Genomic DNA, 23681 nt, shown 5'->3' on the forward strand with positions numbered 1-23681 from the left:
TTGTCTATTATTCCATATCTTTTGCTTTTTCAACTACTTCTTCAATACGTCCTACTAGACGAAATGCATCTTCTGGAAGATCGTCGTATTTTCCATCCAAAATTTCTTTAAAGCCTTGTACAGTTTCTTTTACTGGAACATAAGATCCTTTTTGACCAGTAAACTGTTCAGCTACGTGGAAATTTTGTGATAGGAAGAATTGAATGCGACGTGCACGACCTACGATAAGCTTATCATCGTCACCTAATTCATCCATTCCAAGGATCGCAATAATATCCTGAAGCTCTTTATAGCGTTGAAGTGTTCGTTGTACTCCAAGTGCCACTTCATAATGTTCATCACCAACAATTTCAGGATCTAATGCACGTGAAGTCGATGCCAGTGGATCCACTGCTGGATAAATACCTTGCTCAGATAATTTACGATCCAGGTTTGTTGTTGCATCAAGATGCGCAAAAGTTGTTGCCGGTGCCGGGTCAGTATAGTCATCGGCAGGTACATAAATAGCTTGAATGGATGTAACGGAACCTTTATTTGTTGAAGTGATTCGTTCCTGTAATTGTCCCATTTCAGTAGCTAGTGTTGGCTGATAACCAACCGCTGAAGGCATACGTCCAAGAAGTGCTGAAACTTCAGAACCCGCCTGTGTGAAACGGTAAATATTATCGATAAAGAGCAATACATCCTGCCCTTGTTCATCACGGAAATATTCAGCCATTGTAAGTCCTGTTAATGCTACACGCATACGCGCACCAGGTGGTTCATTCATCTGACCAAATACCAGTGCTGCTTTTGAAATAACGCCCGAGTCTTTCATTTCAAAGTAAAGGTCATTCCCTTCACGTGTACGTTCACCAACACCTGCAAACACAGAAAGACCACCATGCTCTAATGCAATGTTGTTAATTAATTCTTGGATCAGTACTGTTTTACCAACACCTGCACCACCAAATAAACCAATTTTACCACCTTTGATATATGGTGCTAATAAGTCTACTACTTTGATCCCTGTTTCTAAAATTTCAGTTTCAGTTGAAAGATCTTCAAATTTAGGTGCTTGTCGATGAATTGGTTCTAAACGAGTCCCTGCTGGCAGATCTTCATCAAGGTCGATTTTTTCGCCTAATACGTTAAAAACTCGGCCAAGTGTAACATCCCCAACAGGTACAGAAATTGGTCTATTTTTATTTTCTACTGCCATTCCACGCTTAACACCATCTGTTGATGACATAGCAATTGTACGCACACTATGGTCACCTAAGTGAAGTGCAACTTCCAATGTCAGGTCAATGCCTTCCTGACCTTCTTCTGTTGCTCCAGCATTGATGGTTAAGGCGGTATAAATATCCGGAAGCTGTCCGTCATCGAACTTGACGTCTACGACAGGCCCCGTAACTTGTGTAACATGTCCTTTGCTCATCAATTTCCCTCCTTACATACTTATCCCTGGTGAGGAGCTATTCCAGTGCAGCTACTCCACCAATAATTTCTGTGATTTCCTGTGTAATAGCTGCTTGGCGTTGCCTGTTATAAGACAATTCTAATTCGTCGATAAGATCTTCTGCATTATCTGTTGCACTTCTCATCGCTGTCATTGACGCCGCATGCTCACTTGCTTTACCATCAAGTAATGCACCAAAAATTAAACTTTCCGCATACTGTGGCAAAAGTACTTCTAAAATTTGCTGCTGATCCGGCTCATATTCGTATTGGCTGCCAGAGCCGCTTGTTTCTATATCCGTAATTGGTAATAAACTTTTCGTTGTTATTTGCTGTGAAATAGCACTCACATAATGATTATATAAAATGATCAGCTCATCAATTTCTTCATCAATATACATCTGTACCGTTTCTGCCGCAAGCTCTTTAATATCTGCAAATTTTGGTTGATCGGCAAGTCCGATCATACTTTTAGCTACTGGTATATTTCTTTTTTTACAAAAATCATAGCCTTTACGACCAACAGCAATAACTGTATATTCATCAGTTGATGTATGCTTCTCCTGTATCGTCCGCTGCAAATGCCTCAGGACATTACTGTTATACGCACCCACAAGCCCTTTATCTGCTGTAACAATCAGATAACCAGTCTTTTTTACTGCACGTTTACGGAGCATTGGATGTGAAACATCTGTGTTATTTGTCGCAATACTTGCTACAACTTCCTGTATTTTTTCACTATATGGCACATATGCTTTTGCATTTTGTTCTGCTTTACTCATTTTAGAAGCAGATACCATTTCCATTGCTGCAGTTATTTGTTTTGTTTTTTTGTCGAATCCATTCGACCCTTAATATCTCTTAGTGATGCCAAGCTTTTTCACCACACTTTCTAACAGAGGTCAGAAACAGGAATCTTAAGTGACTAGCCTGCAGAAAAACTGTAGCCATGATTCACTATTCCAATCTCTGTAAATATTACTTTTAGAAAACTTGAGATACGCTAAACGCTTTAGCGTATGCCTTTGTTGCACTTATGCAGTAAGCAAGTAGTTATATTTCCTTATCTGCCAATCCATTTATATTCATTACTCTGTTGGTAAGAATGTTTTCTTAAATGATTCAACAGCATCATTCAGATCCTCAGTTTCTGGAAGCTTGCCAGATTCACGAATAGATTTAAGCAATTCCGCACGATTACTGTCTAAACAAATAAGGAATTCTGCTTCGAAACGAGTAACATCTTCCACTGGAATAGTATCCAAAAATCCTTTAGTCAATGCATAAAGAATCATAACCTGTTTTTCAACTACTAATGGTTTATGCAAGCCCTGCTTAAGAACCTCGACCGTACGCTGACCACGGTCTAGTTTTGCTTTTGTTGCCTTATCCAAGTCTGAACCGAATTGTGAGAATGCTTCCAGTTCACGATACGATGCTAGGTCAAGACGCAATGTACCCGCAACACTTTTCATTGCTTTTATTTGCGCAGAACCACCAACACGTGATACAGAAAGTCCTGCGTTAATCGCTGGTCGAACACCCGAGAAGAATAGATCTGATTGCAGGAAGATCTGTCCATCGGTGATTGAGATTACGTTTGTTGGAATATATGCAGCTATATCGCCTGCTTGAGTTTCAACAAATGGCAGTGCTGTTAAAGAACCGCCACCTAATGCGTCGCTTAATTTTGCTGCCCGTTCAAGTAAACGTGAATGTAGATAGAATACATCCCCTGGGAAAGCTTCACGACCTGGTGGACGACGTAATAGCAAGGAAAGCTCACGGTATGCAGCTGCCTGTTTTGATAAGTCATCATATACTACAAGTACGTGTTTGCCTTTATACATAAATTCCTCACCCATTGTTACACCTGCATATGGTGCCAAGTATAATAATGGAGCCGGATCTGATGCCCCTGCAGTTACAACAATTGTATAATCCAACGCACCATAACGACGGAAAGTTTCTACCGTGCCTCTTACTGTTGATTCTTTTTGTCCAATTGCTACATAAATACAAATCATATCCTGGTCTGCCTGGTTTAGAATCGTATCAATAGCAACTGTTGTTTTCCCTGTTTGACGATCCCCGATAATAAGCTCACGCTGACCACGACCGATTGGCACAAGCGCGTCAATTGCTTTAATCCCCGTTTGCAATGGTTCATCAACTGATTTACGAGCCATAACACCAGGTGCTGGTGACTCAATTGGACGAGTTTTTGTAGTGTTTACTGGTCCTTTGCCATCAATTGGCTGTCCAAGTGGGTTAACTACACGACCAATCATTTCCTCACCAACAGGTACTTGCATGATACGACCTGTACGACGAACTTCATCGCCTTCTTTAATGTCTGCATATGGTCCTAAAATAACGATACCTACATTGCTTTCTTCCAGGTTTTGCGCTAATCCCATCACACCGTTTGGGAATTCAACAAGCTCCTGGGCCATAACATTATCAAGGCCATGAGCACGTGCGATACCGTCCCCAACTTCAATAATTGTTCCGACATCATTTACTTCAATTTCCGCATCGAAATTTTCGATTTGCTGTTTTATCAGTGTGCTGATTTCTTCAGCTTTAATGCTCATACCATTTCACCCCTATCATCATTTGTTTGCAGTTACAATATCCCGTTCGATCCGTTTTAGCTTTCTGCTGATAGAACCATCAATGATTGTATTTCCAACACGGATTTTTACACCACCGATGATGGAAGCATCTATAATCGTTTTTAGTCTGACATGCGACTTATTAAAACGTTTTGCAATTGATTGCTCCAGTTGTTTTTTTTCAGCATCAGACAGTTCACGAACAGTGTAAACTTGCGCTTCTGCAATTCCTTTTGCATCGTTTACCATATGGATAAAATGGTCAATAATGGATGGAATAATCTCGGTTCGATAGCGATCAACCAGTAATTGAATTGTATTGATCGTATCTACGTTTAGACCTTGAAACGCTTCCTTAAGAAACTGTTTCTTTTTCTCATTATTAATACGGGGATGCTTCAGGAATGTATCCAGTTGTTTATTATTTTTGAAAACTTCTTGAACGACATTCAGTTCATCAACCAGCTGTTCAAGTGTATTCTTTTCAACTCCAAGTTGGAAAAGAGCTTCTGCATAACGTTTGGCAACTACTGCTTCACTCATAGCTCTTCTCCTACCTCTTTAATATAGTCATTGATCAATTTCTCTTGATCCTGTGCACTAATTTCTTTCTCAATTACTTTGCTTGCGATAAGAACAGATAATGACGCAACTTTATCCTGCAATGCCTGAAGCGCTTTTTCTTTCTCATTTTGAATATCAGCCTGTGCCGCTTCTTTAATACGTGTAGCTTCTGAGCGTGCTGATTCAATAATATCCTGTTCTTGTCTTACCCCAGCATTTCTAGCATCTTCAATCATTTTTTGTGCTTCTTGTTTGGTTTGTTTTAATTGTTCCAATGCCTCTTTGGAAGCTTTCTCTGCTTCAGCGCGGCTTGATTCTGCAGCTTCAATTTCACCTGCCACATATGCTTCACGCTTTTGCATCATATTCATTACCGGGCCCCAAGCGAACTTCTTCACTAAAAGCAGCAATACAATAAAGAAGAATAATTGTACAGCCATATCTATTACATGAAGACCGCCAAGCGCTGCATATATCATCGGAAAACCTGTGAATGTATGCACAGAATTCACTCCTTTCACTTTCAATAGTGAATATTACATGTATAGTTTGTCATTATTATTTCCCTGAAAAGTGTTCACATGTTTGAATTATAAACAACGGCGAAGGTTCTTATGGAAGATAATCTTCGCCATTAAAAGTTTAACGATTATTTAGTTCCCCATTACCATTAGTGCAATAACCACACCGATGATCGGAACAGCCTCAACTAGACCAACACCAATGAACATGGTTGTTTGCAATTGACCTTTTAATTCTGGTTGACGAGCAATCCCTTCAACTGTTTTACTAACGATTAGACCGTTACCAATACCAGCACCTAGTGCACCTAATCCTACTGCGATCGCAGCTGCTAAAGCTCCCATAATATAAATCCTCCTCAAGATAGTTGTAAAAGTTTTTAATAATTCCGGTTTTAACAGGTATTCTATTAAAACTGGTTAATTAACAATTATAGTGGATGTTCTTCTAATGTTCCTCATTAACTTTGTGTGACATGTAAACCATTGCCAGCATTGTAAAGATAAATGCTTGAATTCCTCCAATAAATACACTAAACCCTTGCCAAGCTAAGAATGGAATTGCCCCACCAATGAAACCTAATGCACCGGAAGTGGTTAATCCTACCAGCAATGCGAGCAGAACTTCACCGGCATACAAGTTCCCAAACAGACGTAAACCGAGTGTTAGTGTGTTCGCAAATTCTTCAATAAGCTTAATTGGAAATAGAATCGGAATCGGACGGAAGTAATCTTTAACATATTCTTTTCCACCCCGTAATTTAATTCCATAAAAGTGTGTTAATACAATCACCATTCCTGATAAAGTCAATGTTATGCCCGCATCAGCAGTTGGCGATTTCCACCACACCTCACCACCAAATACACCATTTGTTATAACCCCTAATAGATTACCAACTAAAATGTATGTAAATAATGTCAGTGCTAACGGCAGAAATAACTTCCCGGTTTTCCAGCCCATCGTATCATTGATGATTCCCTTTACAAAATCAAGAATCCATTCCATGAAATTTTGAGCGCCGGTTGGTTTCATCTGCAATTTTTTCGCACCTAATAAGCAAAGCACAAACACAATTAAGGAAGTCACGATAATCATGAGTACATTCGATAAATTAACACTCAGCCAGGATATCCCAAATATATTGTCTATTACTGGTGCTCCATGATCCAATTTATTCACCCCTCTCTTCAGCACTAATCCTTGTTTCTAAACAATGCAATATCTATCATAATGACCAGATAGGATGTCATTAATCCTATTATAACAGCAATAATATGTATTTCCGCTTCATAACGCAGAGCAATTATTATTGCTAATGCAGCACCTGCAAATCTTGATAAAGTCCCAAGACCTCTGGCTTTTTCCTCTTTAGCCACTGCATCTGTGAAATCGACAATTTTCTTTTGCAGAAGGTATAAGTTATAAAAACTGACAACACTCCCTAAAAGCAGTCCGAGAAAAACACGAGTATACGGCGTAAACCCAGCGCCCAGTACCAGTATTGCGAGAAGGTAGAACATCCACTTCCGTTGACGTTTTATCATATTTTCATATTCCGACATAGTTCCCTCTTCTCCTGTAATTTCGAACAAACATAGCACAACCAATCTTATTTTACATCGATAAGGGCTTGTCTGATTACTACGTATAGCTGTTGAATTTAAAGTAAGCTATGTTAGTGGAATTCGACATTTTATGTACTTGATGCTTTTTCTCCTGAGAGTCGATTCTTTTCACATATAAAAAATGAAGAAAATGTGAGATTAATCACAGTATTGTAGAATGCTTCGATGTATGATGTATTTATCTTCATCTAAAATAAACATAACTATCATAGCATATTGTAACCCCTATCATTCCACACTAAATTAGTGTACAATAGCCCCACCTTGTTGTCAATTGGTTTAAAGGATGTTTTACATTTTCTTTAGCTGCCACTTTCTTCATTATTTTCCATGAGGATTTCGCAATGAATCAGATTTTGGAAACAGTAAGAAACCCTGTTTATTATTATATAGGAAACGCCACATCTATTAAGTGACATTTCTGTGAACAAGTGCTGTTTTTCGACAATTTTTCGAGACTGGCTTTTAAAGGCTTTTCGAATGCAAACTTCTCGTCCTAGCGAAAAGATTTGGGACTGCGATTTCTCGTCCCAGCGAAGTGCTTTGGGACTGCGATTTCTCGTCCCAGCGAAGTGCTTTGGGACTGCGATTTCTCGTCCCAGCGAAGTGCTTTGGGACTGCGATTTCTCGTCCCAGCGAAGTGCTTTGTTGTTTTTGTCATAATTGATATAAAGTAAAGGACGACGTGAGTAATAGTTCCATAAACGCAATGTGTGGTCATTAGAACTTGAAGAAATCTGTTGCTAATAGTTACACGAAATGCTCTCGATGCCCAATTGATGCAGGGGGCGAACGGGCGCATTACATGTCTTTCTACAACCAAACAAGGTTGAAACACAGTCGAATAAGTGTATAATATATTTTTCTAGGTCAGAACAAATATAACATTTTATATTTACTGCGAAGATTAATTCGCATTGCTATAAAACTTACGAAAAAAGCATTTATATAAAATCATATTCATTTACTATTTGCGGTTCCCCGCTCACTCGATATACAGGACGGTTTCATAACTTTCATATTGCCCGTTTTCCAGATAAATCGTGATTAGTGCATTATAATGTCCAGGGCTGCCTAATTCTGATTTTTTTAGTTCCCCTTCATTCATCCCGATTTTTATATTATTTAGCATTAATAAATTCCGTTCAAACATTAGTGTATCGGGGTCGTATAAATCTACTTCTACACGTGCTGTTGGATCTGTCACATATAATTGATATGTGAGTATATCATCAGAAAAAGGTTTTAATGAAAATTCAAAACCCATTGCTTTCGGATTATCCGCTGACTTATTGACAAATAAGTAAGGCAAATGAAACTCCTCATTATCTTGGTGTAATGTAAGCCATCCCTGATGTATTCCTTCATTTAATTGAGAAGAGTTTATATCGAGTTCGATCGGCAATGTTTTGCGATTTCCCCCTTCAATTTGAAATGTTTTTGGCAGCTCCCAGGTAATCCCTTGTTTCTTTAATGGGATATCAAAGGTATAGCTTTGCGTTTGATTTGTCGTATTTTCAATCGTTAAGTCTATCGTTTTTGCTTCCTTGTAAGCATTTATTTTCCCAAAAGAAAGGAGTGGATCATGAATTATTGTATTTGTATTAATTGCTTGATCGACTTGAATTTTCCCCATACCTTGAATAATTGGCTCCAGGACTTCTTCTTTTTCCGTCTCCATTCGTTGTGCAGTTGTCTTAATCGCTCCAAAAATTTGTTCTGTTGTCCATTCAGGATGCGCTTCTTTTATTAATGCGATCGCACCTGCAACATGCGGTGCAGCCATACTTGTTCCTTGCAACTCCTGATAACCGCCAGGAACCGTACTTAAAATATTTGTTCCAGGTGCGAGCACATCAGGCTTGATATCCCAGTTAACCGTTACAGGACCACGCGAACTGAAATCCGCTATCGTGCTCGTTGTTTTTTTGTATGCTGTTTCCATTTGAAAAGAGGAATTTTGCATTTGGTTTTTCAACCATTCGCCATCTTGTTTGGAGATTGCTACTACAGGAATGTTAATTGGATTTCTATTTTCAACCATTCCTTGAAAAATTCCATCTTCATTGTTATAAATCACTACAGCAATTGCACCAGCCTCTTCCGCTTGTTTCGCTTTTTCATAAAAAGGGACATCATTTCGGGCAAAAAGTGCTATTTTGCCATGTAAATTTATTTCGCTTTCTGCATTTACAATTGGGTATGATTTTTCTAAGTCCCATGCAGCAGAACCAGTCATTGGCATAAGTTGGATCGATTTATTCAATAATGATTCATATAAATATGGGATCTGCTCAGGTGGGGTGCTTGCTCCAACAGAAAGTGCTTTAGATGCAGTAGCTGGTGAGCCTACTGTCCATTCGTTTGGTCCATTATTTCCATTTGCTATGACAACTGAAATCCCAAGATCTACGGCACGATTAACTGCCATGCTTGTCGGATAATCAGGTCCATTTACAGCGTTTCCCAATGAAAGGTTCATAATATCAACACCATCTTCAACTGCTTGTTCCATTGCTGCGATAACCTGGACAGATGTTCCTGATCCCCCTGGGCCAAGTGCGCGATAAGCATAAATTTCCGCATCTGGCGCCACACCTTTTAATTCTCCGTTTGCAGCAATAATACCAGCAACATGTGTGCCATGTAATGTTGGAGGGCCTTGCTCCGGAATTGTTTCCATCGGGTCTTCATCAAGGTCTACCATATCATAGCCGGCAATATAATTTGAAATTAAATCGGCATGATTATAATCAATTCCTGTATCAATAACCCCAACTTTTATTTCTTTTCCAGTAAAGTTTGTCGTATTTAGATCAGATGGAATAACTGCATTTGTTTGTTTTGCAGCTGGAGTTGAAATTAACGGTGAAGTTGTTTGATAGGTTTGGACTGTGTGAATTGCCTTTATAAAATCCTGCGATTCCATTTTTGCCAGTTTATCAGGCGAACCTTGTAATGCCAATCCATTAAAAAGTTTCTCATATAATGCCATGACTTTAATAAAAGGGTGATAGGTTTCAATATATTCCTTATGTTCTTGCGGATCACCCTCCACTTCAATGATGATTGATTGAAGGTCATTTTCGTTTGCCCGTGTAATTGCTGGGGAGATTGTTAAAACTATAATTGCAGCTAGTATATATGAAAAAAAACGCATTGGTGGACTCCTTTTTTATGTTAGCATTTGGAGAAAGGGATGAAAATATACATCGGGGTGCGGGGTGCGGGGTGCGGGGTGCGGGGTGCGGGGTGCGGGGTGCGGGGTGCGGGGTGCGGGGTGCGGGTGTTTCCGCTCTCCCGCCGATATTTCTCGTGCTCCGGGCGATATCTCTCGCTCTCCGGGCGATATTTCCGTTCTCCGGGCGATATTTCCGCTCTCCCGCCGATATTCTCGTGCTCCGGGCGATATCCCCGCTCTCCCGCCGATATTCTCGCTCTCCCGCCGATATCTCTCGTGCTCCCGCTGATATCCTCTTGCTCCCGCCGATATTTCCGCTCTCCCGCCGATATTCTCGTGCTCCCGCCGATATCTCTCGTGCTCCGGGCGATATTTCCGCTCTCCCGCCGATATTCTCGTGCTCCCGCCGATATCTCTCGTGCTCCCGGCGATATCCCTCGTTCTCCTGGCGATATTTCCATTCTCCCGGCGATATCCTCCCTCTCCTGGCGATATTACGCTCGCTCCCGGCGATATCCTCGTTCTCCTGGCGATATCTCTCGCTCCCGGCGATATTTCCGCTCTCCTGGCGATATCCGCACGTTCAGAGCGATATTACTGTTATCGATACCAAAAATAAAAAAATTCCTAGCTAGTTCGCTAGGATAATCATTCAATCATTTGTTTGTTTGCTCATGGTTTTGCTGGTCTGTTTGATTAACATGTTCATAGGAATAATGTGCTTCAACGCCAATACCGCCTTCATTGATCATGTTGGCAATTCGCTCCTTATTTTCCAGGCTATCATAGTTGATATGCATTGCCTGTGCTTTTGTCAATTTTATCCACTCCTCTACTTTTAACTATATCATTTATATCATAATATTTCGAATTTTATTATGTATTTTCAATAAAAAAATCTTGAGATAGTTGATCGGCAAGCGATAGAATTTAATTGCAATAGAAAAGCTGCTACCTCATCTCTGGAGATAGCAGCTAATTTATTTCATTTCGTATTGCTTTAATTATTGCTTCTGGAAATATTGCCCAATCGCATCGGCAATTCTGCGGGATGCTTCCCCGTCACCGTACGGATTAGAGGCTTTTGCCATTTTGACATGAGCCTTTTCATCCGATAATAACTCATGGGCCAGGTTGAAGATCGTATCCTCATCCGTACCGGCTAATTTCAATGTTCCAGCTTCGATTCCTTCTGGGCGCTCTGTTGTATCACGCAATACTAATACAGGAACCCCCAGTGATGGCGCTTCTTCCTGCACACCACCTGAATCGGTTAAAATCAAATGGGCATGTGCTGCGAAGTTATGAAAATCTACGACACTAAGTGGTTCGATTAATTGAATCCGATCATCATTTCCTAAAATCTCATTTGCAGTTTGCTGAACAACCGGATTTAAATGCACCGGGTAAATTACCTGTATATCATCATGTGTTTCAACCAAACGCTTGATTGCACGAAACATTTGCTGCATATTGCTGCCAAGGTTTTCCCTGCGATGTGCGGTCATTAAAACAAGTCGTTTATCACCCAACGCATCAATCATTGGACTGGAATACGCTTCATCAACCGTTGTTTTCAATGCATCAATTGCTGTATTTCCTGTGACAAAAATACGATCAGCCGGCTTATTTTCATCCAATAAATTTTGTTTTGACTTTTCCGTTGGTGAAAAGTGTAAATCTGCCATGACACCTGTCAACTGCCGATTCATTTCTTCTGGGAATGGAGAGTATTTATCCCACGTTCTTAAGCCTGCTTCGACATGCCCTACAGCTATTTGATTATAATAAGCAGCAAGAGAGGCCACAAATGTAGTACTGGTATCACCATGAACTAAAACGATATCTGGCTGCGTTTCCTTCATCACTTCATCCAGCCCCTCAAGTGCTCGGGTTGTAATTTGAGCAAGGGATTGCTGCTTTTTCATGATATTCAGGTCATAATCTGGTGTTATGTTGAAAATATTCAGTACTTGATCAAGCATTTCACGATGCTGTGCTGTTACCGTTACAATTGAATCAAATTCTTCTGAGCGCTTATTTAATTCAAGAACCAGTGGCGCCATTTTTATTGCTTCCGGTCTTGTCCCAAAAATTGTCATTACCTTCATACGTTTACTCAATTTTGTCACTCCATAATTCATAATGCCCTTAAGTAGGGGAAGAAATTACCTCGTACCAAATAAGCGATCACCAGCATCGCCGAGGCCAGGAACGATATATCCTTTTTCATCTAATTTTTCATCTAATGCAGCTAAATAAATATCAACATCAGGATGCTCTTCTTTAATGACTTCTACGCCTTCAGGTGCACCAACTAAACACATTAAGCGAATATTCAGGGCGCCGCGTTTTTTCAGAGAATGGATGGCATCATTTGCTGAACCACCTGTTGCCAGCATGGGGTCAATAACGATTAGTTCCCGTTCTGAAATATCAGATGGCAATTTAATATAGTATTCCACAGGCTTTAACGTTTCAGGGTCACGATATAAACCGACATGCCCTACCTTTGCTGCCGGAATTAAATTTAACATCCCATCGACCATCCCTAATCCTGCACGTAAAATAGGAATTAAACCAATTTTTTTTCCAGCTAATACTTTTGTTTCTGTTTCCATAACCGGTGATTCAATTGTTTTTTTCTGCAGTGGCAGATTTCTCGTTATTTCAAAAGCCATCAGCATAGCTACTTCATCCACAAGCTCGCGAAATTCCTTTGTTCCAGTGTTTTTATCCCTTATGTACGTTAATTTATGCTGAATTAACGGATGATCCAGAACGAAAACATTTCCCATAATGTAAAATCACTCCTTTTAATTTGATGTATCTTTAAAATTGTACTGAAAAAAAGACAAGCTTTCAAGCTAAGTGAAGCTTATTCCAAAGATCTGGGCATTTAGTAACATTCTTTTCGACCGGTTGATTCTAATTCAGCAAGATTCGGACATTGAGTAGCATCCTCTTTGACCGGTTGCACTAGTTTCTGCTTCAATCGGACCATGAGAGCCGTTCTATTCAACCGGTTGCCTCTAATCCTGCTCCTTTCAGGTGTTGAGAAGCGTCCTACTCAACCATCCTCCTCTAATCCTGCTCCTTTCAGGTGTTGAGAAGCGTCCTACTCAACCATCCTCCTCTAATCCTGCTCCTTTCAGGTGTTGAGAAGCACTCTATTCAACCATTCCCCACTGATTCTGCTCGACTCAGGTGTTGAGATACGCCCACTGCCTAAAATTTAAAAATGAAAATGCTACTTTCCGATCTTCTAGCTGAAATTTGAGAACATCAGACAAAAGGATGCCCTCCCTCGAGGACATCCTGATCACTTAAGCATATACGGAATCAGCATACAATGGGAATTTATCAGTCAATGCTTTTACACGTTCTGCTGCTTCTTTCAATTTTGCTTCATCTTCATGATTATTTAATGATAGCGAAATAATCGCCGCAATTTCCTTCATCTCTGCTTCACCAAATCCGCGTGTAGTAACAGCTGCTGTACCAATCCGGACACCACTTGTTACGAATGGACTTTCTGTATCAAAAGGAATTGTATTTTTATTTGTTGTAATACCAATATCATCTAACACTTTTTCAGCTACTTTTCCAGTATGGTTCAGCTTCGTTACGTCTAAGAGCAACAAATGATTATCTGTACCACCTGAGACGATTCGAACACCTTCATTTACAAGTGCATCGCCTAATACACTAGCATTTCTAACAACCTGTTTTGCATATGTCTTGAAGTCATCTGACAATGCTTCCTTGAATGCTGTCGCTTTTGCCGCAATCACATGCATCAACGGGCCACCTTGCATGCCAGGGAATACAGATTTATCAATTTTTTTTGCGTATTCTTCTTTACATAAGATGACGCCACCACGTGGACCACGTAATGTTTTATGTGTGGTTGTTGTAACGAAGTCAGCATAATGAACTGGATTTTGATGCAAGCCTGCCGCAACAAGTCCAGCAATATGAGCCATATCAACCATGAGGTATGCTTCAACAGCATCGGCAATTTCACGGAATTTGGCAAAATCAATTTCCCTTGAATACGCACTTGCACCTGCAACAATTAATTTCGGCTTTACTTCTTTAGCTTTAGCCATAACCACTTCATAATCAAGCTGTTCTGTTTCTTTTTCCACACCATATTCTTCAAAATTATACAGTTTTCCACTAAAATTTACTGGACTTCCATGTGTTAAGTGACCACCATGGTTTAAATTCATTCCAAGCACTGTGTCACCCGGTTCTAAAACACTGGAATAAACAGCCATATTTGCCTGTGCACCAGAATGTGGCTGGACATTCGCATGCGCTGCGCCAAACAGTTCCTTCACACGGTCACGCGCTAAATTTTCCACGACATCCACATGCTCACAGCCACCATAATACCTTTTCCCTGGGTAGCCTTCTGCATATTTATTGGTTAAAACAGAACCCATTGCTTCCATAACCGCTTCAGAGACAAAATTTTCTGACGCAATTAATTCAATTTTCTCTTGCTGGCGCGTTTTCTCCGCCTGAATTGCTTCATACAATTCGTGATCTGCTTGCTTTACATATTCCATATGTATAACCTCCCAAATAGTATATTTTAATTTACAAATACGTGGTCTAAATCCACCGTCTTTACACAGGATACACTTTAGCTTTTGAATTTTTATCTTTTAATTGTTATCTGTTTTTTCTTTAGTCGCCTTAGCCCAAAACCGATTCTCCCTACTTTATTTAGTAGATAGTTGTTCCATTTAAGCTAGCTGCCGTGTTTCACAGATCGTGGGTTCTTGTGCATTTTACGAACTGTACCTTTTGCATCATCTTCCAAGGGTTTTTACCGTTTCAACATAATTGTAGTCACATTAGATATACGTCATTCCATCCGTAAAATCCAGTTAGTCTTCACCGATAGATTTACTATAATTTGCACGCTGACCACCAATTAATTTCGGACGGGTTCTGGCTGCCGTTACCCTGGCATTTCCAATAAAACGCTTATGAAAACGTATCGGCACTGCAACATGCTTTAACTGCATGCCAATCATTGTTTCACCAATATCCATCCCTGCAGTGGCCTGAATTTTTTCAACAACAACAGGATTTTCCATTTGTTTATACGCATACGATGCCATTGAGCCGCCTGCTGATGGAACTGGAACTACAGAAACTTCTTCAAGCTGATGTGCATGCATTATATCCTTTTCCATTACTAATGCGCGGTTTAAATGTTCACAGCATTGAAAAACGAGATGAACACCCGTTTTTTGCTGCAGCTTTTTTAATCCATCAAAAATCACTGCAGCTACTTCTTCACTGCCAGAAGTACCAATACGTTCACCTGCCACTTCGCTTGTCGAACAACCTATTACAAACAGATCTCCCTTGTGTAGAAACTCACTAGTAAGCCATTCATTTACTAGAGCTTCGGTGTTTTCTTTAAGCTTTTGATTGAAATCTATCATGCGCATTCACCTGCCATCTGATCATTTATCCTTCGTATGTTGTGATTTTTCCAATGCGATTTGCGTGGCGTCCACCATCAAATTCAGTTTCCAGCCATACTTTAGCTACTTCTCGTGCCAGCCCTGGGCCAACTACGCGTTCTCCCATTGCGAGTACGTTTGTATCATTATGCTGGCGGGTTAATTTTGCACTATAAACATCATGTGTTAGTGCACATCGAACACCTTTTACTTTATTCGCTGCAATCGACATACCAATCCCTGTTCCGCAGATGAAGATTCCCCGGTCAAACTCACCATTGGCAATCCGCTCAGCAGCAGGCAGTGCATAATCTGGATAATCGACAGATGTTTCACAGCTGCATCCCGTATCCTCATAGTCAATACCCATTTCCTCTAGTAAGCTTCTTACTTCGTTGCGAACAGTCATGCCCGCATGGTCTCCTGTAATAATTACTTTCATTGTATTCACTCCTTTTTCATCGATGTTATTGATAAAAAAACTCGAACGCTCGCACCGTCTTTCCAGATGCCAAAGTGTGAGAAGTCAGACTGAAAAAAACGGTGTGATAGCCGATTTTCTAGTTAAACTTCCCACCTCATATATTTTGTGAAATCATTAAACCACGTTAAATTGGTTAATCTGTTTATTTAAATTTTGAGCCTGATCTTCCAATTCATGGGCAAGCTCGTCCACCTTGTCAATTGTTGCTGCCTGCTCTTGAATGGAAGCGTTCACTTCCTCTGTCCCCGCAGATGTTTCCTCTGCAATTGCGGCAACTTCCTGTGACTGTCTTACCGTGTCTTGGATTGATTCTAATTGTTTGTTCACAAGGGTGGAAATACTTTCAATCTCTGTAGCCACATCATTGATAGAGCCTGACATTTGCTCAATGGCATGATTTGTTTTCGCACCATTTTCTGCTTCTTTTTTTGCAGCTAAAACATTATCGTTGATTTTACCAACAACCCTGTTTACGTCATCCTGAATGGCTGTAATCAAATCGGAAATACGCTGCACTGCTTGTGCACTCTCATCCGCTAATTTTCTAATCTCCTCGGCAACAACCGCAAAACCTCTGCCATGTTCACCAGCACGGGCCGCTTCAATCGATGCATTCAATGCAAGAAGATTGGTCTGCTCTGCAATTTCTCCAACCATTGAAATGATGGATTCCACTTGTAATGCATTTTGTTTCAAATGGTCGACATCCTTTAATGAATGCTCCTGGTCACTAGCTAATTTCTGAATGCCTGCTACCAGTTGATTTACCACATCTTTACTTGTATTTAACGTGTCAAGCATGGTTGTTGATTTCTCTTTGGATTGACCTGCCTTCAGTTGAACTTCCCCTGCAAGCTCTGTCGCAACTTCAACAGCTTCTGCCGTGTTTTGAATTGCTTCTGATGAGCTTTCTGCACCTTTCGAAATATCGTCAATCGATGCACTGATCAGTGACGAATGCTGTGCAACCTGATTCGATGCTTCTTTCATATGGATAATTGATTTATTCGTATTTTCAAAGTGGATATCTATATTATGCACCATATTCTTTAAATTTTTAAGCATCGTATCAAAAGCTAAAGATAATGATCTGATTTCATCATCTGACTTTGGCATTTCAACCGTTTGATTTAAATTCCCACTCGCCGCCTGAGATGCGACCTTTGCTAATTTCTCCAATGGTCTTGTAATCATAACAGCAGCAGCAAAGGCAAGCACACCAGACCAAATAATCCCCAGAATCAATGTGATAATTGTAAACACTTCCATCGAAACCTGCCAGTAGCCTTGGATATAATCAAACACAAAGTAAAGAAATATCGCACTGGACGTGTACGTTATGATAGCTAAAACCGTTGAAAAAAGAACTAATTTCAACCGTAGACTAAATCGGTATTTTTTCCCCATTTCCGTTTCCCCCGCCTAATCATTTAATTTTTTCTGTAATAGATCAATATATTTATCCATCTCTTTCAGCGTTTCCTGATAGATTCTTAAATCACCGCCAAAGGGATCAGAAATATCATAATTGATAAGATTTGCTTCTAGCCGTTTAATATTTTGCAAATCGTCATACAAGTGTTTTTCCAGTTTCTGATCAAGCAATGTATTATCCAGCTTGTGCTGATTTTCCTGGATAAATAGTGATCGTTTTTCTTCATAGTTTGCATATGCCTGTTTTAATTCATTCCATACTTTTTTATCGGCTTCGGAAACGTATTCTTTAAGGGTATAATATTTATCCTGAAAATTCGGATATTCCATGATTAATGATTGCTTGTGCTGGGTCGTCATCGTTAAAATAATATCTGCCCAGTGTAGAATCTTTTCTGTAACTGGTTGGGACAGATGATGGAAGGTTATGTGGTATTCCGCCAAAGCCTCTATCGCCTTGTGGTTTGCCCGCTGATTTTTCCCAGCAAAAATTCCCGCAGATTGTACCTCTGCATCCGGCATTTTTTCTTTAAGCAAGGCCTCAGCCATTGGACTCCGGCACGTATTTCCCGTACAGACAAATAAAATCTTCATCGATGAACCCCCAACGTAATTTCTTTACATCAAATATATCACATAATCAGAAATCTTGTTAGGGAAAAATCAGCTTGAAAGAAAGTGGTCCATTGTTTCTTCCTTAAGTACGATGGTAGGTGCAAACCCTGAAAAATATCATACGAAGCAATTTGATCTTTTTCATCACCCTCAAGAAACCTTCCCTCCATTAAAATAAGGCTGATCTTTTGCATTCATCCAGCAAAAAACCAACCTTGTCTTAACCAAACAATATTTTTAGTCCAAATCCACATAAAATACTTCCACCCAAAATTTCACTATAGGCACCTAATAATCCATGTACTTTCTTGCCTATAAGCATTCCAGCCCAAGCAAGGATTGTACTCGCAGCACCAAATAGGAATAAGGCAAGAGCTGTTTTAACTCCTGATATACCAAGACTTAAACCAACGGAAAAGCTGTCAATACTCACACTGAAAGCTAAGAAAAACAACCCTGCTCCAATTGGTTGAATAATTTTTTTAATGTGATGATTAAATGCAGAAAAGAACATTTGTGCACCAATTCCTATTAATAAAAGACCACCAGCTAATGCAGTTAATTGACCGATTTGCATGGAGATTACTTTTCCCAGAATAATTCCGATAAATGGCATGATGATATGAAATAATCCAATGGTAATACCGATTAACGCAATTCGTTTCAACCGTAGTCGTTGCATGCCTAGTCCCAGACTTATAGAAAAAGCATCTAACCCTAATGCAATAGCCAAAAAACATAACGAGACAAATTCACCAATAAAATATGACATCCACCATCCCCCTAGGACATGCTGTTAAAATATATGCACGTCAAAAGAGGAATATGAATAACAAAGCTACTGGAAATACTCCCACTGGCAGCTACCCTCTATTTTATGTTAGAGGATGTTTGAACACGCACTTATAGGGTACGCTAGCAAACCAACGTACCGTAGTTAAGCTAATCCAACTGTTTACTTGCTGCTTTTTTCAATCGATTCATTACTGCCTGACCAATCCCTGCTTCTGGGAAGGATTCACACAGAATAATATCCACATCCCCTTGTTTAAATCTGCGTAATGCATCATAAAGATTGGCAGCAATTTCATTCATATTTGTACCAAGGGCGATGATTTCATCTGCTGTTAAATTTTTCGCAGAATTTGTACTTGCAAGGACACCAACTCGATTGTTCTTGCTTTGTTCCTGATCAATATAATACTGCATATTATTAGCTGCACCATTCATTAACCATAATGGAACTTCAGGCGAATAGTGCCGATATTTCATCCCAGGTGATTTAGGCTTTTCACTATTATTTACGATGGCAGGATCCATCATCGCTAGTCCGACTACTTCCTCCAATTGCTCTTTTGTGATTCCACCAGGTCTGAGAATTATGGGGATATCCTGTGTACAATCAATCACAGTAGATTCTAATCCCACTCCAGTAGCTCCACCGTCGAGCAAACCAGCAATTTTTCCGTTTAAGTCAGCAAAGACATGATCCGCTGTTGTCGGACTCGGTTTTCCGGAAATATTGGCACTTGGTGCTGCAATCGGAATATCACAGCATTCCAACAGCTTTAGCGCAACTGGATGGTCAGGCATTCTCACTGCAATCGTGTGTAAGCCTGCTGTAACATTCTTTGCACATGTTCCATTACCTGGTAACACAAACGTTAATGGTCCAGGAGCAAATGTATCGATTAATTTTTCTGCATATGCAGGAAGGTTATCCACAAGCTGTTTTAATTGCTGCTTTGTAGCTACATGGGCAATTAATGGGTTATCCTGTGGACGTCCTTTTGCCGTGAAAATTTTTGCAACAGCCATTTCATTTGTTGCATCTGCCCCCAATCCATAAACAGTTTCTGTCGGAAAAGCAATTGTTTCCCCCGCTAATAACAACCCGCTCGCTTCTTCAATAGCCAATGCTTGATCGATTATTCTTTCATTTTGCAAATTCCATCGTTTTGTTTCCATTATTGCTGCTACCCCTTTTCTACTTTACATTTTAGAGGATATGAACCATTTTCGCAAAATATGGGGACAATAATGGGATATACAAGCAATAAAAAAAACTGCAGATAGTTATCCACAGGCTTTTTATGATTTATCCACCATGTAAACAATCTTATACACGAATCAACATTATTACTAACAGTTTTCTAACAAGTTATTAACATGTGTTTGTGGATAATGTGTATATCTCCTATGAAACGCTATAGGCCCACCAGCTACCTTTATCCATATCGTACTTATCTGAGAAAACCTTTTCTTTTTGTGGACAAAACTGCAATGCTTCCAGCAATATATCCACTACCGGCTGATAGCTGTGGACATATACCTTTTTTGCCTGTAGCTGTTTTGCTAATGTTAAAATAGACTCAAGCAATACTGGGAGTTTAGCAGCTTCAGAATGTGTAATGTAGAGTTGCTTTAACCAATAAACTCCTTCATCCATCCATTCTAAAATAAAGCAGCCTTCGATTTGATCCTGGATTTTCACAACATATCCCGTCTTAAGCAGGTTATCCTTTTCTACATTTTGACTTTTTGTTAGGAATTGATCGATTTCATTTTCAGAAGCTTGCTGCGCCGGAATTAATTTCACTTTTTTCACCTCTATTTTTATTTTGATCGTTTTCCCATCATTTCTATCATCTTATGCACAAACTATCAGAACTATAACCAATCAAACCATTCAAATAGAAAAAATTTAACCTCCGTTTCTTCTTCCTCTTCTACTTCTATTTCCTCCAGCTCATCGGTTTCTGCTGCAGCCACTGCCGTTCCATTAGAAAAGTCTAAAAAGCATAGCGGTGGAAAAAGCACACACCACCAATTTGCGCCTTTACCTTCACCGATCGTAATGAGTACAGCTTCATACTCCCCTGCCGGATATAAATAGGAACCATACAGTTTTATTGGAAAAGTTACGTTTTTCCCATAATCCACTGCAAATTCATTCGCTTTATTTTCTACTTTCAATACTTCTGCTACAATAGCTTCGATATCTGGAAGACGCGACTGTATCAGCTTTCTTGCTTCTTCAATATCCGTTATATGTTCCACCCAATCGGTAATCTCTTCATTCACGCTATCACGGACAATTCGCTTGAGTTGCTGATCAACCTCACTATCACTATTTGCCAGAATGCGAAGTCTAATGGCATCATCTGGAATTACCTGATAATCATCCTCTGAATCTACCTTTAAACTGACACCTTGTGGAGGCATTATAAAAAATAATAATAAACAGATAAATGCAAAAAATACTAGTTTCTTCATCTTGACTTTCCCCTTTCCATCAATTTATCACCAGTATGGGCAGGGGTAGATGATTTTAAACTAGTATTCTATAAAAATATTATTTTCCTTGAAGCGTGAGCACTTATTTCAGCTGTTTTTATAGACTATATGGTATTTCTACTACCGCAGTTGAAATACACTTTGCAGGTCTTAGGTTATCCTGTTAAGCAACCTTGTCCTTGTCCATACCACAGTACGAGAACTTCACACAGGCTAATACTATTTCCGCAGGACAAGGGAAAATTCGGCAGTGTCTGCACCTTCATAAGGAAATTGATTTATCTATTCAAGAAGTCTGTATATGTCAACTGCTTGTTACGTTTTTTAGTTTGTTAAAAATAACGTTTATGGTAGATTAGCTAAGATAATGCGATCTTTTTTATTTATATCTTGTAAAACTTTCACATCCGTTAGTGGGTAGACATTTTTGATGAGATCAGTTATTGCTTGCCCTTGTTTGAAACCTATTTCAAATGCAAATATAGCTTCTGAATTAATCAACGCTTTGGATTGATCAATTATTTTTTTATATGCAGCCAATCCATCTTCCTCTGCAAAAAGCGCCAGCTTAGGATCATAATTTTTCACTGTATCAGAAAGGGAATCCCATTCTGATTTTGCAATATAAGGTGGATTGGAAACAATCATATCCGGTCTAATCGTTTCATCAATTAATGGTTGTAGAAAATCACCTTTTCGAAAATTCACATCTGCTTGAAGGGTAGCAGCATTTTTTTCAGCCATCTTCAGAGCTTCATCTGAAATATCAGTTGCATATATTGTAGCATCAGGTAGTTCAAGTGCGAGTGTAATTGCGATAATTCCGCTACCCGTTCCAATGTCTGCAATAATTGGTCTTTTTAACTTCGACTTTGCAAGCTCTTTCATTACAAGCTGGACAAGCTCCTCCGTTTCTGGTCTAGGAATCAATACATGACTGTTCACGGAAAATTCCCGTCCATAAAACGTTTCATTGCCCGTTAAATGCTGTACTGGGATTGCCGTCAATGCATGGTTCGTGATATCTGCCTGGTATTGCTGGATCACTGTTTCAGGGACAGGCTCTTGCATCATCATATAAAACATAGAGCGGGTTACCTGTAAATGGTGCTGGAGCAAGATTTCTGCAACATGAGTTTCTCGATTATATTTTTCTAAAAAAAGAGAAGCCCACTTCAGGACTTCATATTGTTTTTTCATTTTATCCACCAATTTGTTCGAGTTTTTTCGTTTGTTCTTCGACAAGCAATGCATCAATAAATTCTTCCAATTTCCCTTGCAAAATCTGATCAAGCTTTTGAATGGTTAAACCAATACGATGATCTGTCACGCGGTTTTGTGGGAAATTATAGGTTCGAATCCGTTCTGAACGATCCCCTGTCCCCACCGCTGATTTCCTAGTTTCATCATATTCAGCCTGCGCTTCTTGCTGATATTTATCATAAATACGTGCACGGAGCACTTTCATTGCTTTTTCCTTATTTTTAATTTGCGATTTTTCATCCTGAATGGATACAACAATTCCAGTTGGGTCGTGTGTCAGACGAACCGCTGACATGGTGGTGTTAACACTTTGACCACCAGGACCACTTGATGCAAACGTATCCACACGGATATCCTTCTCATGAATTTCCACTTCAACTTCTTCTGCCTCAGGAAGAACAGCAACTGTTGCTGTTGATGTATGAATGCGACCACCAGATTCTGTTTCCGGAACTCGCTGAACACGATGTGCGCCATTCTCATACTTCAGCTTGGAATAAGCACCAGTTCCATTAATCATAAAAATGATCTCTTTATAGCCGCCAACTCCGGTTGAATGTGCTTCCATTACATCTATTTTCCATCCCTGGGTCTCTGCATAGCGGCTGTACATCCGGTATAAGTCTCCTGCAAATAGCGCTGCTTCATCTCCACCAGCAGCTCCGCGGATTTCCATAAACACGTTTCTATCATCATTTGGATTCTTTGGCAGAAGCAGAATCTTCATTTTCTCCTCCAGATCTTCCTTTGTCTCGGCAAGCTCTGAGATTTCAGCTTTCACCATTTCATACATTTCATCATCTAGATTATCTTCAAGCATTTCCTTTGCATCTTTCAACTGGGTAGATATATCTTTATATTCACGATATGTTTGAATAACATCCTCCAGCCCAGACTGCTCCTTAGAATATTCACGAAGGTTATTGTTATCACTAATAACTTCCGGATCACTGAGCAATTCATTTAATTTATTATAACGATCTTCCAATGATTGCAAACGATCTAACATCACGGTCACCTCTTTTTCGATTAACAGTATAATTATAATACACCCAGCTAAGCAGGTCAAAATTATTCCTGAATGAGCTTTTTGCGATGTGCCACTTTTCTAGTTTTACGAGCAAAAAAATAAAGGTTTTATTTTTTTGA

Annotated in this window: 24 protein-coding genes and 1 pseudogene; all 25 read right to left on the bottom strand. The window is 39.7% G+C overall.

The features are described 5' to 3' along the window. Positions 1–7: 7 nt before the first annotated feature. The gene (atpD, locus tag AC6HVZ_RS15695; RefSeq protein WP_497559124.1) at positions 8–1420 is read right to left on the bottom strand and encodes a F0F1 ATP synthase subunit beta; all 1413 of its coding nucleotides are present in this window, start codon (positions 1418–1420) and stop codon (positions 8–10) included. A gap of 37 nt (positions 1421–1457) precedes the next feature. Then, a pseudogene (gene atpG / locus AC6HVZ_RS15700) lies at positions 1458–2314 on the bottom strand (ATP synthase F1 subunit gamma). A gap of 214 nt (positions 2315–2528) precedes the next feature. Then, positions 2529–4037 carry a F0F1 ATP synthase subunit alpha gene (gene atpA, locus AC6HVZ_RS15705; protein ID WP_497559125.1) on the bottom strand — a complete coding sequence of 503 codons (1509 nt, stop codon included), beginning with the start codon at positions 4035–4037 and terminating at the stop codon, positions 2529–2531. Between the two features lie 18 nt (positions 4038–4055). After that, on the bottom strand, positions 4056–4601 hold the full coding sequence (locus tag AC6HVZ_RS15710) for a F0F1 ATP synthase subunit delta (RefSeq protein ID WP_497559126.1): 546 nt from the start codon (positions 4599–4601) through the stop codon (positions 4056–4058). Continuing rightward, positions 4598–5101: a F0F1 ATP synthase subunit B gene (gene atpF / locus AC6HVZ_RS15715; protein ID WP_497559146.1), complete on the bottom strand. Its 504-nt coding sequence runs from the start codon at positions 5099–5101 to the stop codon at positions 4598–4600. Before atpF ends, AC6HVZ_RS15710 begins: the two co-directional genes overlap by 4 nt. A gap of 174 nt (positions 5102–5275) precedes the next feature. Further along, a complete protein-coding gene (atpE, locus tag AC6HVZ_RS15720) occupies positions 5276–5488 on the bottom strand; it encodes a F0F1 ATP synthase subunit C (protein WP_497559127.1) in 213 nt (70 codons plus the stop codon). A gap of 103 nt (positions 5489–5591) precedes the next feature. Further along, positions 5592–6314, bottom strand: a complete 723-nt coding sequence (gene atpB, locus AC6HVZ_RS15725; protein WP_497559128.1) for a F0F1 ATP synthase subunit A — start codon at positions 6312–6314, stop codon at positions 5592–5594. Between the two features lie 23 nt (positions 6315–6337). Beyond that, complete coding sequence (locus AC6HVZ_RS15730) at positions 6338–6706, bottom strand: ATP synthase subunit I (protein WP_497559129.1); 369 nt, start codon at positions 6704–6706, stop codon at positions 6338–6340. Positions 6707–7754: 1048 nt separating this feature from the next. Next, positions 7755–9929, bottom strand: a complete 2175-nt coding sequence (locus AC6HVZ_RS15735) for a S8 family serine peptidase (RefSeq protein ID WP_497559130.1) — start codon at positions 9927–9929, stop codon at positions 7755–7757. 20 nt (positions 9930–9949) lie between these two features. Next, a complete protein-coding gene (locus tag AC6HVZ_RS15740; RefSeq protein WP_497559131.1) occupies positions 9950–10411 on the bottom strand; it encodes a hypothetical protein in 462 nt (153 codons plus the stop codon). A gap of 33 nt (positions 10412–10444) precedes the next feature. Further along, the gene (locus AC6HVZ_RS15745) at positions 10445–10606 is read right to left on the bottom strand and encodes a hypothetical protein (RefSeq protein WP_497559132.1); all 162 of its coding nucleotides are present in this window, start codon (positions 10604–10606) and stop codon (positions 10445–10447) included. Beyond that, a complete protein-coding gene (locus tag AC6HVZ_RS15750; RefSeq protein WP_497559133.1) occupies positions 10607–10768 on the bottom strand; it encodes a hypothetical protein in 162 nt (53 codons plus the stop codon). Between the two features lie 186 nt (positions 10769–10954). Next, complete coding sequence (gene wecB, locus AC6HVZ_RS15755) at positions 10955–12073, bottom strand: non-hydrolyzing UDP-N-acetylglucosamine 2-epimerase (protein WP_497559134.1); 1119 nt, start codon at positions 12071–12073, stop codon at positions 10955–10957. A gap of 45 nt (positions 12074–12118) precedes the next feature. Further along, the gene (upp, locus tag AC6HVZ_RS15760) at positions 12119–12748 is read right to left on the bottom strand and encodes a uracil phosphoribosyltransferase (protein ID WP_497559135.1); all 630 of its coding nucleotides are present in this window, start codon (positions 12746–12748) and stop codon (positions 12119–12121) included. 528 nt (positions 12749–13276) lie between these two features. Continuing rightward, entirely contained in the window at positions 13277–14527 is a 1251-nt protein-coding gene (glyA, locus tag AC6HVZ_RS15765) for a serine hydroxymethyltransferase (protein ID WP_497559136.1), read from the bottom strand. A 324-nt stretch (positions 14528–14851) separates the two neighbouring features. After that, positions 14852–15418, bottom strand: coding sequence for a TIGR01440 family protein (locus AC6HVZ_RS15770; protein WP_497559147.1), 567 nt, complete (start codon positions 15416–15418; stop codon positions 14852–14854). Between the two features lie 25 nt (positions 15419–15443). Beyond that, positions 15444–15881 carry a ribose 5-phosphate isomerase B gene (gene rpiB / locus AC6HVZ_RS15775; protein ID WP_497559137.1) on the bottom strand — a complete coding sequence of 146 codons (438 nt, stop codon included), beginning with the start codon at positions 15879–15881 and terminating at the stop codon, positions 15444–15446. A 156-nt stretch (positions 15882–16037) separates the two neighbouring features. Beyond that, entirely contained in the window at positions 16038–17330 is a 1293-nt protein-coding gene (locus AC6HVZ_RS15780; protein WP_497559138.1) for a methyl-accepting chemotaxis protein, read from the bottom strand. A 15-nt stretch (positions 17331–17345) separates the two neighbouring features. Next, positions 17346–17951 (bottom strand): low molecular weight protein arginine phosphatase, encoded by a 606-nt coding sequence (locus tag AC6HVZ_RS15785; RefSeq protein WP_497559139.1) that lies wholly within the window; start codon positions 17949–17951, stop codon positions 17346–17348. A 241-nt stretch (positions 17952–18192) separates the two neighbouring features. Beyond that, positions 18193–18744: a manganese efflux pump MntP gene (locus AC6HVZ_RS15790; RefSeq protein WP_497559140.1), complete on the bottom strand. Its 552-nt coding sequence runs from the start codon at positions 18742–18744 to the stop codon at positions 18193–18195. A 170-nt stretch (positions 18745–18914) separates the two neighbouring features. Continuing rightward, on the bottom strand, positions 18915–19940 hold the full coding sequence (locus AC6HVZ_RS15795) for an L-threonylcarbamoyladenylate synthase (protein ID WP_497559141.1): 1026 nt from the start codon (positions 19938–19940) through the stop codon (positions 18915–18917). Positions 19941–20169: 229 nt separating this feature from the next. Further along, positions 20170–20571 (bottom strand): GNAT family N-acetyltransferase, encoded by a 402-nt coding sequence (locus AC6HVZ_RS15800; protein WP_497559142.1) that lies wholly within the window; start codon positions 20569–20571, stop codon positions 20170–20172. Positions 20572–20642: 71 nt separating this feature from the next. Then, entirely contained in the window at positions 20643–21248 is a 606-nt protein-coding gene (gene spoIIR, locus AC6HVZ_RS15805; RefSeq protein WP_497559143.1) for a stage II sporulation protein R, read from the bottom strand. Positions 21249–21614: 366 nt separating this feature from the next. Then, positions 21615–22469 carry a peptide chain release factor N(5)-glutamine methyltransferase gene (prmC, locus tag AC6HVZ_RS15810; RefSeq protein WP_497559144.1) on the bottom strand — a complete coding sequence of 285 codons (855 nt, stop codon included), beginning with the start codon at positions 22467–22469 and terminating at the stop codon, positions 21615–21617. A gap of 1 nt (position 22470) precedes the next feature. Next, positions 22471–23541: a peptide chain release factor 1 gene (gene prfA / locus AC6HVZ_RS15815; protein ID WP_497559145.1), complete on the bottom strand. Its 1071-nt coding sequence runs from the start codon at positions 23539–23541 to the stop codon at positions 22471–22473. Between the last annotated feature and the right edge of the window lie 140 nt (positions 23542–23681).

It is taken from the genome of Oceanobacillus sp. NCCP-135 (assembly GCF_059698015.1).